Genomic DNA, 13020 nt, shown 5'->3' on the forward strand with positions numbered 1-13020 from the left:
GAGCCTGCCGCCATGGCCGACATCACCGGGCGCTTCATCGAAGCCCACCTTCTCCAGGTCATCCCGTACGCGAACCTCAACCGCGACGACAACAACTCCGTCAAGACGGTCGTGTTCGGTGACACCCCACGCACTCGGGTCAGCAGCCAGAGCTGGAAGCGCGCCGCCCGGCTGCGACTGCAACAGCGTCTCGGGCAGCAGGCGCTGCGCACCCGCCGTCTGGCCGAGCGCGTCCAGGAGTACCTGGTCGAGGAGCGCGGCTGGGACGAGGCGGCCGCCGTCCTCGCCGGCCGGCACCTGATCTCCGCCGGCAGCACCGGCGCGGACATTCCGAAGAAGGACGCCGACACCGCCCCGTGGTCGACCGCGGCGATGGTCTACCTCCCGGACACCGCCGTCGTCGAACTCGCCGACCTCGCCGAGCAGTACCGTCCGCAGTTCGAGGCCGGCAAGCCGGTCAAGTCGGCGATCGCGGCGAAGAACCTTATCGTCCCGGGCAAGGAGGTCGACGCGATCCTGCGCTCGCGCAACGGCGTCATCAACCTCTTCGGCCGGATGCTCGCCCAGGTCGAGGACGCGAAGGTCGACGGCGCTGTCCAGGTCGCCCACGCCTTCACCACCCACTCCACCGACGTCGAGATCGACTACTTCAGCGCCGTCGACGACGTCACCGCCGACTGGGGCGACGCCCCGGGCAGCGCCCACCTCGGCCACGCCGAGCACTCCGCCGGCGTCCTCTACCGCTACGCCGTCGTCGACCTGCGGGAGTTGGAGCACAACCTCGGCGGCGACCGCGCGGCGAGCCGGGAGCTCGCGACGGCCTTCCTCGACGCGATCATCCGGTCCCTGCCGTCCGCGAAGAAGAACTCCACCGCCCCGAACACCGTGCCCGACCTCATCCACCTCGTCGTCCGCAACGACCAGCCGGTCTCCTACGCCTCGGCGTTCGAACGCCCCGTCGCGGCCGCCGACGAGGGCGGCCACCTCGCCGCGTCGATCACCGCGCTCGACAGCTACGCCACCCGCCTGGCGGCGATCCTCGGCGAGGAGGACGTGTGCCACCGCGGGCACATCGCCGTGCACGAGGCCGCCACCGAGCCGACCGGCCTGGGAGGCGCCGCGGAGAACCTCGCCGCCCTGATCGGTGAGACCGTCGACGCGGCCGCGTCCGAGGCGGAGGCCGAAGCCCGATGACCAGCCCGCATACCCTCACCTCGGGGGACGCCGCCCAGGACGCCGCCACGCCGGACGCCCCCGCGCAACCCACCGGGCCCACGCTTCTGATGCACCTGGCCGGCCCGTTGCAGTCCTGGGGCGAACGCTCCCGTTTCCCCAGCCAACGCGACACCGGCGTCACCCCGACCCGCTCCGCGCTCATCGGCCTGTTCGCCGCCGCTCTCGGACGCAGTCGCGACGACGCCCTGACCGGCCGGGACCCCGACACCGACGGCGACCTGCGCACCCTGTCCTTCCTGGTGCGCACCGACCGGCCCGGCACCCGGCTGCGCGACTTCCACACCGTCGGCGGCGGCCTGCCCCGCACGGAGACCGTCGTCACCGCCGAAGGCACCTACCGGAAAGGTGCGAACGCCCTCGTCACCACCCGCCACTACCTACAGGACGCCGCGTTCACCGTCGCCGTCACCGGCACTGACACCGCGCTGCTGGAACGCTGCGACGAGGCACTGCGCCGGCCCCGCTGGCCGCTGTACCTCGGCCGCCGCTCCTGCCCGCCCACCGGCCGGGTGCGGCTCGGCCTGCTGCCCGGACCGCCGATGCCGTACCTGCTCGATCTGCCGCTCGCCCGTCCCATCCCAGGCCGGCACGTCGAGACCGTTCCGGTCAGCTTCGACGCCGACCGCCCGCTGCGGCCGATGCTCGATCAGATCACGTTGCGCACAGGCGAGTTCAACACCACCGAGGTCGCCGACGACCCGCAGTCCTACGCCACCTTGGACCGCCGCTACCTCGACCGCACCCGCCACCACGTGGTCGTCCACCTGCCCGCCGCCCGCTGCGGTGGTCAGGGCACGACCTACCTCGGCAACGCCGCCCGCTACCTCACGACGACACGAGGCGCCGCATCATGATCGAGCACCGGGTCTGGCTCACCCAGATCGTCCCGCACACCGGCCTCAGTGCCGAGGCCACCCGCGACCTGCGCAGCGCCGTCAACCTGCACAAGCGCGTCATGAGCCTCTTCCCCGACGACCTGGGCGAGCGGGCCCGGCAGCAGATCGGGGCGCTCTTCCGCTTCGAGGAGGACGCCACCCGCGGTAGCCGCCTGCTCGTGCAGAGCGTCGTCGAACCCGACCCGGCCCGGCTGCCGGCGCGCTACGGCGCCGTCCGCAGCACCGAGATCACCCCGCTGCTGCAGCGCCTGCGAGCCGGCGTCCGCGTCAACTACCGGCTGGCCGGCAACGCCACCCGCACCCTCAGCCGTGACACCACCGCCGGCCGCCCCAACCAGGTCATCCCGCTACGCGGCGCCGACGCCGAGGAGTGGTGGCTGCGCCGCGCCGCAAGCGCCGGCCTGGAGATCCACAAGATCCACACCACCGAGCTCGACGACGCCGCCGGCAACCGCCATGACAAGCAGCGCATCCGCCACGCCCGCACCCGCTTCGACGGCACCGCCACCGTCACCGACCCGGACGCTCTGCGCACCTGCGTCATGACGGGCATCGGCCGCGGCAAGTCCTACGGCTGCGGCCTGCTCAGCCTGGCACCCGCCCGGTGACCCCGCGACCGGCCGGGCCCGCCAACCGCCGCGCCGCCCTCGCGTCCGGCACCGCCCGCAAACGCATCGGCAAGCCCAACGCCGCGATGCTCCCGCGGATCGGCGACTCGCTGTCCTTCCTGTTCCTCGACCAGGCACGCGTCGAACAGGATGCCACCGGCGTCAAGGCCGTCCTGGCCGGCGACGACGGCCCGACGGTACTCGCCGTCCCGACGGCCGCACTCTCCTGCCTGCTCCTCGGCCCCGGCACCTCGATCACCGCACCGGCACTGCGCACCCTCGCCCGGCACGGCACCTCCGTCGTCATCACCGGCTCGGCAGGCGTGCGCTGCTACGCCGGACTCGTCCCGGAGGGCGTGACGTCGAAGTGGCTCCAGGCCCAGGCGACGGCCTGGGCCGACCCCACCGCGCGCACCGCGATCGCCGAGCGGATGTACCGGATGCGCTTCGGCCCGACCGCGCCCCAGGACGCCACCATCGCCACGTTGCGCGGCCTGGAGGGCAGCCGTATGAAGGCCATGTACAAGGCCCTCGCCCAGCAGCACCACCTCCCGCCGTTCCGCCGCAGTTACGACCCGGAGGACTGGGACGACCAGACGTCCGTCAACAAGGCGCTCTCGGCTGCCAACTCCTGCCTCTACGGCATCGTCCACGCGGCGATGATGGCCCTCGGTATCAGCCCCGGACTCGGCTTCGTCCACACCGGGACGACGCTGTCGTTCGTCTACGACATCGCCGACCTCTACAAGAGCGAACTGGCCATCCCGCTCGCCTTCAGCCTGCACGACAGCACCGATCCCGAGGGCGAAGCCCGGCGGTCTTTCCGGGAAGGACTGCGGCTCTTCAAGCTGCTGCCACGCATTGTCGCCGACCTCCAAGACCTCTTCGACCCCCAGAACGGGCACAGCCGCCGCGACGACGCCGAAGAGGCCCTGGAGGAGATCACCGACCTGTGGGACCCTGAGCTCGGCGCCTTGCCCGGCGGCCGCAACTACAGCTCAAGCGGGGAAAACTGACGTGCCGTCGATGATCGTCATCGCGACGACCGCCGTCCCCGAGCACGTCCGCGGCGCTCTCACCCGCTGGATGATCGAACCGATGCCGGGCTTCTACATCGGCACGCTCTCGGCGCGGGTCCGCGATGCCCTGTGGGACGTCGTCGCCGCCTCGGTGGCCGACGGCGCAGCGGTCATGGGGTACCCGGCGGACACCGAACAGGGCTATGCGGTCCGAACCGCGGGCGAACGGCGGCGGAGGCCGGTGGATCTGGAGGGCCTGGTGTTGGTGGCGTTCCACCCGAGCGAACATAACGAATCGGCAACGTAGCGCAAGCGGTGCAGGTCAGGAAGTATCCGCCCCGCGCTGCGGGGGTGAACCGCCCCGACGTCTGACGCGGTGCTCCCCACGGAGATCCGCCCCGCGCTGCGGGGGTGAACCGGGGCGTACAACGGGATGTAGGCACGCACGGTGATCCGCCCCGCGCTGCGGGGGTGAACCGCCGCGGCACGGCGACCCGCACGCCTACCCGTGATCCGCCCCGCGCTGCGGGGGTGAACCGGCGCAGGAGGACGCCCGGCGCACTGGCGTGGAATCCGCCCCGCGCTGCGGGGGTGAACCGTTACCGCCGGTAACACCACGGCTACGGAGGGAATCCGCCCCGCGCTGCGGGGGTGAACCGGGTGACGGGGATCGCTGGGTCCCTCCGGGCAGATCCGCCCCGCGCTGCGGGGGTGAACCGCCCGCCGGCACCTCATGGCGTGGGCCAGCGGGATCCGCCCCGCGCTGCGGGGGTGAACCGCCGAGAACGTGGACTGGGTGTGGAAAGGCGCCATCCGCCCCGCGCTGCGGGGGTGAACCAGACCGTCAGCCCGCAGTAGCGGAAGGTGTGACATCCGCCCCGCGCTGCGGGGGTGAACCGGATCTGTACGTCGGCGCCGTTGTCCTGATCGGATCCGCCCCGCGCTGCGGGGGTGAACCGATGGATCTGCGCGCCATGCAGCAGCCGTCCCGATCCGCCCCGCGCTGCGGGGGTGAACCGGGCGGGCGCCCGCCGCCGCCGGGGAGAGCGTGATCCGCCCCGCGCTGCGGGGGTGAACCGGAGCAGGTGGTCCAGGAGCGTGCTGTGGGTGCATCCGCCCCGCGCTGCGGGGGTGAACCGACACTGATGGCCCATCGTGGGGACGCGCTTCTATCCGCCCCGCGCTGCGGGGGTGAACCGCCCCGGCGGACTGCCCCCAGCCCACGGCGCAAATCCGCCCCGCGCTGCGGGGGTGAACCGGCCTCCGGAAACGTCCCGAGGCCTTCGTCGTGATCCGCCCCGCGCTGCGGGGGTGAACCGGCCCTGGACGCCTACATCGACCTCTACCGCCCATCCGCCCCGCGCTGCGGGGGTGAACCGCTGATGGACCCATCGGGCGCCGGGGCGCGCGAATCCGCCCCGCGCTGCGGGGGTGAACCGACCGCCGTGGCTGGCCGCATCATCTTCGTCTGATCCGCCCCGCGCTGCGGGGGTGAACCGTGCGCGGGGCACAGCCCCTGCCGCAGGGAGCGATCCGCCCCGCGCTGCGGGGGTGAACCGCGGGCCGCCGCGTGACCGCCGCCGTCGCACCGATCCGCCCCGCGCTGCGGGGGTGAACCGACGGGCCGATCCTCGCGGACCTCGACCTCACGATCCGCCCCGCGCTGCGGGGGTGAACCGGACGAGGTCGCCGCCGAGGTCGCCCGCATTCAATCCGCCCCGCGCTGCGGGGGTGAACCGGCCGAGGTGATCCGATGCCGCTGATCGTCCGCATCCGCCCCGCGCTGCGGGGGTGAACCGTAGAGCGGGCGGCTCAGCGCCTCGCTGTCCATATCCGCCCCGCGCTGCGGGGGTGAACCGTCGGCGTGGCCCCGGAGGCCCGGGTCGTTGAATCCGCCCCGCGCTGCGGGGGTGAACCGCGCAGCCCCCTTCATGTCCGGAACGTCAACCGATCCGCCCCGCGCTGCGGGGGTGAACCGCCGAGGGTGACGAGGTCGCCTGGCTGTAGCTCATCCGCCCCGCGCTGCGGGGGTGAACCGAGCGTGCGGACGTTCGGGCTGACGCTGTGCGAATCCGCCCCGCGCTGCGGGGGTGAACCGTCCTCGGTGACGCCCTTCGCGTAGAGCTGCCCATCCGCCCCGCGCTGCGGGGGTGAACCGCCGGGGGCGGCCACGGACCCGTAGTCCCCCAGATCCGCCCCGCGCTGCGGGGGTGAACCGGACGGCGGGCTCATCCACCGCGCGAACGGCGGATCCGCCCCGCGCTGCGGGGGTGAACCGGCGGACCTGGACCGGAAGATCAGCGCCGCGCAATCCGCCCCGCGCTGCGGGGGTGAACCGGACTCCACGGGCAGCGCCCAGTCGCCCTGGAGATCCGCCCCGCGCTGCGGGGGTGAACCGATTGAGGGCGGGAGTCGTCCGGCCAGCCCCGGCATCCGCCTTGCGCTGCGGGGGTGAACCGGAGGAGGCGCTGGCGCTGATGCTGCGCGTCCTGTCCGCCCTGCGCTGCGGGGGTGAACCGGTGCGCGAGGGGCGTGAACGGGCCGCAGTTGGGGCAGTTCACGGCCGCTCCTCCGGGGGTGCGAGGTTGAGGGTCGGCCGCCACGCCCGGTACAGGGCCGCCGCCTCGGGGCAGCCGTCGACGCCAGCCCGGCACTGCGGGCACTCATCCGAGTGCCGCGCGAGGGCGGCGAACGCGACCTTCTCCTCCTGGGTGGTCATCGCTTCTCCGCGTAGGGGGTGAGCTGGTACGACTCGCGGCAACGCGGGCAGGCGTAGAGGTGCCCGCCCGCTCCGGGCCCGGACGCCTGCTCGACAACCTGGATGAGGGTGACGTCGTCGGCGAGGCCGCGATGCCACGCACACCAGCCGATCAATCGCGCCGGGGCGCCGGGCGTGGTCACCGGCCCTCCCTCACGTGGCAGGGCTGACAGGCGCGAGGGAACCAGGCGACAGAGGCGCCGCCGCTGGGGCGCCAGCGGCGTGACCCGAGGTCGACGTCGTTGAGTCCCGCCTGTACGGGCTTCCCGCACCAGACGCACGCGGCACCACGCACCTGTTCCCCCGTGAGGGCGCTCGGGTGGGGAAGGGCGTCGGCCAGTGCGGCGGCCAGGGCGTCGGGGTCGGTGGGCAGCCAGGTCTCGGCGGGGCAGACCAACCAGCGAGGTCCGGGCCCGTTCGTGCGTCGTCCCGCAGGGATCGGGGTGCTCGCAGGGTCGGCCGGGTCCGCGCCCGCGATGCTGGCCTCGGGGGGCACGAGGAAGTAGACGCCGCCTGCCCCGTCGTCGATTGCGGTGCCGCAGCGGGCGCCGAGGATCTGGACTGCGGACAGGCCGATGCCTCGCGGTACGCGCACCGCAGATGCGGTAGAAGGCGCGGGCCCGAGATCAGGGGCAGTCTCCACGAGCACTCCCGGAGTTCGATGGGCTACCCAGGGTGGCCCTGCTCCGGAGATGAAACGAGGACTTCCATAGGTCTTATCGCTGCCGTAAAGCGGGCTTTCGGTCCCTCGCGCGGGTGACGGTGGCGTGCTCGGCGGACTTCGCAGACACTGAAAGCCCGTCACCGAGGAGGTATCGTGCCCAGTTTGGGGAACGCTCGCCTGCGAGCCGCGCGCATCGCGGCTGGCTACCCGTCCCAGCAGGCCCTCGCCGACGCGCTCGGCGTGGGCGTCCGTCAGGTCCGCCGCTGGGAATCCGACACCCCGCCCTGGCCTCAGGGTGACATGCAGCAGGCCCTCACCCGCGCCCTCGGTCAGGACCTTACCGCGCTCGGGTTCAGCCCAGCAGGGCCCTCTGTGAACCGGCCCACCGTGTCACCGCTCTCCGCTCCGGTGGCCGCGCAGGTCCCCACGCAGTCCGCGCGAGGCGTGCAACCCGCCTCGGTCGCCGCCGACTTCACGGCCACGACGCGCGCGCATCGGCGGCTGTACTGGTCGGTCGCCCCGTCCACCCTCCACCCGGCGGTCATCGCCCACGCCGGGCTCGGGCACGCCCTCCTCATCGAGACGGCCGGGCAGACCCGCGCGCTTGTCGCGAGCGCCCTCGCCGAGACGCATCTCCTCGCAGGGCGGATCGAGTTCTTCGACCTGCAGGAGCCGGACCGAGCTTCGGCGACCTGGCTCCGCGCTCTCCAGGCGGCAGGGGAAGCGGATGACGCCTTGCTCGGCGCCGCCGTGCTCGCCCACACCGCGTTCGTTCCCGGCTGGGCCGGAGACCGGGCCACCGCCGCCGAGCGGATGACGGCGGCCCGCACCTACGCGCGGCGCGGCGCAGCACCCGAAGAGGTGCTGGCGTGGCTCGACGCGGTGGAGGCCGAGTGCGAGACGCGCTGTGGGAACACGCGGACCGCACTTCATCTCATCGGGCACGGCGAGGATCTCCTCGCGCGCGGCACGGGCGGCGACCTGCCGGAGTGGTTCGACTGGTTCAGCGCGGTGCGCCTCGCTGCCTTCAAGGGCAACACCCAGCTCAAAGCAGGGCACCTGCCACAGGCGCGCGAGACGCTCCTCGCCGCGCTCGACGCTCTCCCGGTCGCCGAGGAGAAGCAGAGCGCGGTCCTCCTCGGGGACCTCGCCGCGGTAGAGGCGGCGGCCGGACGCCCCGAGGAGGCTTGCGCCTTCGCGGCACGCGCGCTCGACCAGCTCGCCCGCACCTGGTACGCGGTGGGCATGGACCGCGTGCGGGAGGTGCGGCGCGCGCTCGCCCCGCACCAGCACGAGCCGTGCGTGCGCGCCCTCGACGACCGCCTCTACGACTGGTCGACCACCGTCAGCGCCCTTGCTCGTTGAAGTTCGCGATGAGCGGCGACAGTTCAGCGAGGCTCTCGATGCGGAAGGTCGGCAGCTTCTCGGCCGCCTCCGTCCGCCACTGGATCGTCGCCCAGGGGCCACGGTGCACGAGCGCGGTGAGCATGCCCGCCTTCCGGGCGGGCGCGATGTCGTTGTCGACGCGATCGCCGACGTACAGGATCTCGCCCGGTTCGGCGGGGACGGCGTCGGCGACGCGGTGGAAGAACTCTGGGTCGGGCTTGCTTGCGCCCCAGTCGTCGGAGGTGCCGATCAGGTCGACGTCCTTCGTGAACAGCTCGCGCAGGATGCGGCCCGCGCGGACAGTCTGGTTTCCGGCGATGCCGAGCCAGAGCCCGTCCGCGCGCAGGGCATGGAGGGCGTCGCGGACATCCGGATGGAGGTCGTCCTCGCCGAAGTGCTCGGGTTGGCCGGCGGCGGCGCGGCGCTCGCGTTCGGCGTAGAGGTCGAAGCCGGGCTGGAACTCCTGGAAGACGTCGCGGTAGTCGCGGCCCTGGGCGATGACGGCGCCGAACATGGCGGCGAAGGTGTGGCGGGGGACGCCGAGCCAGTCGGCCCAGGTGCCGTACTCCCGTGTCTCGTCTACCAGGCATTCACCGACGTCGAAGACCACCGCTCGAATCATGCCGGTGATCCTACGGAGCCCGCGCCGCAGCGGGTAGCCCGCTCTCCCGTGGGTGGCCAACCGCGACGGGGGATGCACGGCAGGCCGGTCTCAGTGTGGCACCCGCCCCGGCGGAGGCGTGCGACCACTGTCGGCCGGACACGGCGCTCGGGTGGATGGGGTGACGCGCGAAGCCCCCGCCGCCCGGAGCGGGCGGCGGGGCGAGGGCCGGCCGAAGTCTTACGCGGTGCGCCGACGCTCGATGGCGATGAGCGGCCGTGTGAGCTTGCCCGTCAGCCAGGTGGGGCATTGTCGTCCTCCTCGTGCTCGTGCTCCGGGGTAAGCCAGTCAACGCGGGAAACAGCTATAGGCTGCGCCTGTGTTCCCCACGCTGCGGGGGGTAAGCCGCGCACGCACGGCGCCTCCGGTCCGCCGTGCCGTCCTCCCCGTGTTGCGGGGGTGAGCCGGGGTTTCGCCAGCGCCGGTCCGTCGCGTCAAAGGTTCCCCGTGTTGCGGGGGTGAGCCGGGGTTTCGCCAGCGCCGGTCCGTCGCGTCAAAGGTTCCCCGTGTTGCGGGGCGGCGGCCTGAGCGTTTGCTCCGGCCTTGCCAGCATCGTGGAGACTCTTGCGGACAAGGGGTTACGGCAACGTCGATCAATGCACGATTTTTCCAAAATCCTGAAATGTCAGGTCTCATCGTGCGAGAGTCCGTGGAGTCAGCCCCAGTGGGCTGACTCCGAAGATCGCTGTCTCGCCAGGGGGCTAACGTGACTGAGCACCGCAAACCTAAGGGCTCGTCGATTAGGCAGCGTCAAGACCGCCTGATGATCGTCAACATCTGCGTTGGCCTCAGCCGACTGTTCGAGCGGATCCTGAGTCACCTCGGCTGGTAGGAGCTGCGGGGCGCCTGAGTAGATGTTGACCGTGCTCAATGGTCACGTCGCCATGATGGTGGCTGCGCCTGTGCCGGGTTGGTGTTGGGAGAGACCGCTCCTGGAGACTGGGCGTGCACGTGGGAGCGCTGCGTCAGACGTTCCGGTTCAACGTGTAGTGGGTTAGCTGTCGCGAGACAGCGAATTCGTTACGTATGCAGGCCGGGTGGGGTTGGGCTCTGGTGAGCCCGGCCCCTTCCGCATTCCTGTGCTGACTTGGTGCTGACTCATCCGCGGGGAGGCGGATCGAGTTTCCGCAGGTCGAGGTTGATCTCGAAGGGGACCGGGCGGAGGAGCGCGCCGCCGACCGGCTCTGTTGCGGGCGCCCCCTCACGTCCCCGGCCGGGTGGCGGCCCGGTCGGGGTCAGACGAAGAGGGGGATGGGGTTGAGGTTCTCGTAGCGGGTCGGGGTGGGGAGGCGGCCGAGGGTTACGGGGGTGTCGAAGAGGCGGCCCGGGGCGAAGCGGGACCAGAAGTGGCGCAGGCCCGGGACGATCACCTTCACGACCGGGAGGTCCAGGTCGGGCCGGCGCTGGTCGAGCACGAGCAGGTCGAGGCCCTTGCGGCGGACCAGGTCGGTGACGGCGTGCACGTCGTCGAGGAGATCGGGGTGGTGCGGGGTGTGCCAGTGGGCGGGGCCGCGCGGGGCGGTGTGCGGGTCGGGGGAGAGGTAGGGCTGGTTGCGGGTCGTCGCGTGCCGCCACCAGCCCATCGGCTCGGGGTCGTCCAGGCGGTATCCGGAGCCGTCGGGCAGCACCTCGCAGACCGCGGGCAGGAGCTGCCCCATCTCGGTGAGCGCCCGCCGCAGGGCGATGCGCGGGTCGAAGTGGGCGCCGAAGCCGAAGACGATGTCCTCGGCCGGTTTGTCGTTGCGCCGGGAGAGCGCCGCCACGACCGGGATGCCGAAGTCCGACGTCAGGTCGAGGACCCACACGTCCCGGTGGACGCGCCGGTACCCCTCGCGCAGCCGGGACACGTACGGCTCGTCGAAGGCGTCCAGGTCCACCTCGGCCTGCCGGGTGCGGTTGTACCACCACAGGGCGACCGCGTCCCGCTCGACCAGCTCCAGGAAGCCCTGGAGGAGGGCGTCCTCCGGGCTGCTGCCGGCGGCGTTGCCGTTCGAGTCGGCCCACAGGCCGTCGCCGCGCTGCCTCGGTGCCGTGCCCGTCTGCCCGGCCCCGGCGAAGTAGAGCATGGACGTGGGCAGGAACCGCTGGGTGTCGTGGGTCAGGGACCAGACCGGCGTCCAGTCGGTCGGTCGCCCCTCGTCGAACGGCGCGCTGACGTACTGGAACCGGGAGTGGCTCGCGTTCCACCGCTCCCGCTCGGCGAACTGCCGGTCCGCGTAGAGCTGGCAGTCGTTGGGGTGCACGGCCGCCTCGCCCAGGCCGCGGTAGGAGTCGCGGATGACCGGCTCGTCCCCGTGCCGGGTCCCGCTGTAGCGTTCGACGGCCTCGCACACGGCGCTGGTACGCGCCTCGGCCTCCGTCAGGCCCTTGCCCCCGCTGAGCGCGCGCAGACCGGAGCGCAGTCCGGCGAGCGTGGCGGGGCCCATCGCGAGGTTGTGGCCGGAGAGGTAGGACGTGACGAAGTCGGGACAGCCGGCGGCCGGTCTGATCTCCTTGACGACCCCCGTGACGGGGTTCACCAAGTGCCCGTACTTGCCCAGCATCTGCTCGGGCGTCAGCGCCCGGTGCCCGCTGCCGTCCGTGGTGGCCTTGGAGCGCGGTACGGGCCTGAACGGAGCGCTCACCTGCCGGGCGACCAGCTCCGGGTCCCCGCACTCGGGGCACTGCGGGCGCCTGCTCACCGGATACGAGGCCGTGTGCAGGCGGAGCGTGTCGAGTGTGCGGATGTGCCCCTGCTCCGGATCGCGCACCCCGGCCAGCCACTTCGCCGTCTCCAGGACGGCGAGGCCGACGGCCAGGGAGCGCCCGGCGGCCAGCGAGGCCGCGGGGCGGGGGAGCGGTCCGTCGAGCCCGAGCGCCCGCTGGGCGGGTACCTCCGAGTGCCGGTGCCCGCGCAGCCGTACCGAGAGGCAGTGCCAGCAGGGGCCCTCGCCCTCGTCGGGGCGGAACACCGGCCCGATCCACGGGTCCGCGCCGCACAGTTTCGCCAGCAGCCAGGGCCTGCCCTCCGCTCGGTGCTCCGCGTCCACGGCCGCGAGGCCGGGCGTCAGGTAGTCGTCGCACAGCACGAGCGAGAAATCGGCGGGCGCGCCCGGCGCCGCCACCGTGAGCCCTTCGGCGAGGGCGGCCCGCGCCACCGCGTCCCGCGACACCCCCGGCAGCGCCTCGATCGCGACGGTGGCGCCCGCGAGGGCTCCCGCGGCGCGGTCGCCGTCGAGGCCGATCAGGTCCCAGTACGCCTCGGCGACGGGGTCCACGTGCCGCGAACCCGTTCCGCCGAAGCGCAGCAGGCCCGCGGCGTCGAGGGCGTGCAGGGCGCCCTCGGCGGCCTCACCGCCGAGCAGGGCCGCGGCCTCGCGCAGCACGGCCGGCGCGCTGCGGGTGCCGTCGAGGAGGGGCACGAGCACCTCGGCCTGGGAGCCGTGCAGCGCCGTGACGCCGCGGCGCGAGACGAGGTACGTCGCGTCGCCGGGCACCACGGTCGGGCGGAGGTGGCTCTTGAAGCCCACCAGCGGGCTCTCGGCGCCCTCGCGGACGGGGGATCTCCCGTCCCGTGCGTCGGTGGGCGTCATGCCTCGAGCCGTCCGGCTCCCCGCGGGGCGACCGGGACAGCCGTGTCGGCCATGATGCAGAACGTGGACAGGGCGACCATGTGGTCCGCCATCGTGTCGAGTTCCTCGATCACGAGGCCGGGACCGGCGGGGCCGGTGCCGTCGGTGGCGAGGGTCTTCAGCTGGCTGCCGGAAGAGAGCATGTTCATGATGTGGTGTCCCCCAGGAGTAGGTGGTGCGC

At 72.8% G+C, this 13020-nt stretch carries 12 protein-coding genes and 1 CRISPR repeat array; of the genes, 6 read left to right on the plus strand and 6 right to left on the minus strand.

Going from position 1 to position 13020, the window contains the following annotated elements:
• Positions 1-12 precede the first annotated feature (12 nt).
• The 5 genes from cas7e to cas2e are packed head-to-tail and all read left to right on the plus strand — an operon-like array spanning position 13 to position 4066.
• Complete coding sequence (cas7e, locus tag ACIP4O_RS06195; RefSeq protein WP_401572082.1) at positions 13-1194, plus strand: type I-E CRISPR-associated protein Cas7/Cse4/CasC; 1182 nt, start codon at positions 13-15, stop codon at positions 1192-1194.
• On the plus strand, positions 1191-2090 hold the full coding sequence (gene cas5e / locus ACIP4O_RS06200) for a type I-E CRISPR-associated protein Cas5/CasD (protein ID WP_401572085.1): 900 nt from the start codon (positions 1191-1193) through the stop codon (positions 2088-2090). Before cas7e ends, cas5e begins: the two co-directional genes overlap by 4 nt.
• Entirely contained in the window at positions 2087-2740 is a 654-nt protein-coding gene (gene cas6e / locus ACIP4O_RS06205; protein ID WP_401572087.1) for a type I-E CRISPR-associated protein Cas6/Cse3/CasE, read from the plus strand. The genes cas5e and cas6e overlap by 4 nt, the downstream gene beginning before the upstream one ends.
• Positions 2737-3756, plus strand: a complete 1020-nt coding sequence (gene cas1e / locus ACIP4O_RS06210; RefSeq protein WP_401572089.1) for a type I-E CRISPR-associated endonuclease Cas1e — start codon at positions 2737-2739, stop codon at positions 3754-3756. The genes cas6e and cas1e overlap by 4 nt, the downstream gene beginning before the upstream one ends.
• 10 nt (positions 3757-3766) lie before the next feature.
• The gene (cas2e, locus tag ACIP4O_RS06215) at positions 3767-4066 is read left to right on the plus strand and encodes a type I-E CRISPR-associated endoribonuclease Cas2e (RefSeq protein WP_401573854.1); all 300 of its coding nucleotides are present in this window, start codon (positions 3767-3769) and stop codon (positions 4064-4066) included.
• A 24-nt stretch (positions 4067-4090) separates the two neighbouring features.
• Positions 4091-6278: a CRISPR direct-repeat array (repeat unit 28 nt; unit sequence ATCCGCCCCGCGCTGCGGGGGTGAACCG).
• Positions 6279-6316: 38 nt separating this feature from the next.
• Here cas2e and ACIP4O_RS06220 read toward each other — a convergent pair.
• The 3 genes from ACIP4O_RS06220 to ACIP4O_RS06230 are packed head-to-tail and all read right to left on the minus strand — an operon-like array spanning position 6317 to position 7112.
• Positions 6317-6478 carry a hypothetical protein gene (locus ACIP4O_RS06220; RefSeq protein WP_401572092.1) on the minus strand — a complete coding sequence of 54 codons (162 nt, stop codon included), beginning with the start codon at positions 6476-6478 and terminating at the stop codon, positions 6317-6319.
• A complete protein-coding gene (locus ACIP4O_RS06225) occupies positions 6475-6660 on the minus strand; it encodes a hypothetical protein (protein ID WP_401572095.1) in 186 nt (61 codons plus the stop codon). Before ACIP4O_RS06225 ends, ACIP4O_RS06220 begins: the two co-directional genes overlap by 4 nt.
• The gene (locus tag ACIP4O_RS06230; RefSeq protein WP_401572098.1) at positions 6657-7112 is read right to left on the minus strand and encodes a hypothetical protein; all 456 of its coding nucleotides are present in this window, start codon (positions 7110-7112) and stop codon (positions 6657-6659) included. The genes ACIP4O_RS06225 and ACIP4O_RS06230 overlap by 4 nt, the downstream gene beginning before the upstream one ends.
• 222 nt (positions 7113-7334) lie before the next feature.
• Here ACIP4O_RS06230 and ACIP4O_RS06235 point away from each other — a divergent pair, with 222 nt between their 5' ends.
• A complete protein-coding gene (locus tag ACIP4O_RS06235) occupies positions 7335-8546 on the plus strand; it encodes a helix-turn-helix domain-containing protein (RefSeq protein ID WP_401572100.1) in 1212 nt (403 codons plus the stop codon).
• On the opposite strand, the gene ACIP4O_RS06240 is transcribed toward ACIP4O_RS06235, so the two are convergent.
• The 3 genes from ACIP4O_RS06240 to ACIP4O_RS06250 all read right to left on the minus strand — a co-directional run bounded on the left by ACIP4O_RS06240 (position 8527) and on the right by ACIP4O_RS06250 (position 12988).
• Complete coding sequence (locus ACIP4O_RS06240) at positions 8527-9189, minus strand: HAD family hydrolase (protein WP_401572102.1); 663 nt, start codon at positions 9187-9189, stop codon at positions 8527-8529. The two genes, ACIP4O_RS06235 and ACIP4O_RS06240, sit on opposite strands and share 20 nt — an antisense overlap.
• Before the next feature lie 1274 nt (positions 9190-10463).
• Positions 10464-12800: a TOMM precursor leader peptide-binding protein gene (locus ACIP4O_RS06245; RefSeq protein ID WP_401572105.1), complete on the minus strand. Its 2337-nt coding sequence runs from the start codon at positions 12798-12800 to the stop codon at positions 10464-10466.
• Positions 12797-12988: a hypothetical protein gene (locus ACIP4O_RS06250; protein WP_361320670.1), complete on the minus strand. Its 192-nt coding sequence runs from the start codon at positions 12986-12988 to the stop codon at positions 12797-12799. Before ACIP4O_RS06250 ends, ACIP4O_RS06245 begins: the two co-directional genes overlap by 4 nt.
• Positions 12989-13020 lie beyond the last annotated feature (32 nt).

The sequence above is a fragment of the Streptomyces sp. NPDC088923 genome (genome assembly GCF_044749745.1).
Lineage (GTDB): Bacteria > Actinomycetota > Actinomycetes > Streptomycetales > Streptomycetaceae > Streptomyces.

Coding starts and splice junctions, on each gene's coding strand:
- cas7e (WP_401572082.1), top strand. CDS start 13: ATGGCCGACATCACCGGGCGCTTCATCGAAGCCCACCTTCTCCAGGTC.
- ACIP4O_RS06250 (WP_361320670.1), bottom strand. CDS start 12,988: ATGAACATGCTCTCTTCCGGCAGCCAGCTGAAGACCCTCGCCACCGAC.
- ACIP4O_RS06240 (WP_401572102.1), bottom strand. CDS start 9,189: ATGATTCGAGCGGTGGTCTTCGACGTCGGTGAATGCCTGGTAGACGAG.
- ACIP4O_RS06220 (WP_401572092.1), bottom strand. CDS start 6,478: ATGACCACCCAGGAGGAGAAGGTCGCGTTCGCCGCCCTCGCGCGGCAC.
- cas6e (WP_401572087.1), top strand. CDS start 2,087: ATGATCGAGCACCGGGTCTGGCTCACCCAGATCGTCCCGCACACCGGC.
- cas5e (WP_401572085.1), top strand. CDS start 1,191: ATGACCAGCCCGCATACCCTCACCTCGGGGGACGCCGCCCAGGACGCC.
- ACIP4O_RS06245 (WP_401572105.1), bottom strand. CDS start 12,800: ATGACGCCCACCGACGCACGGGACGGGAGATCCCCCGTCCGCGAGGGC.
- cas2e (WP_401573854.1), top strand. CDS start 3,767: ATGATCGTCATCGCGACGACCGCCGTCCCCGAGCACGTCCGCGGCGCT.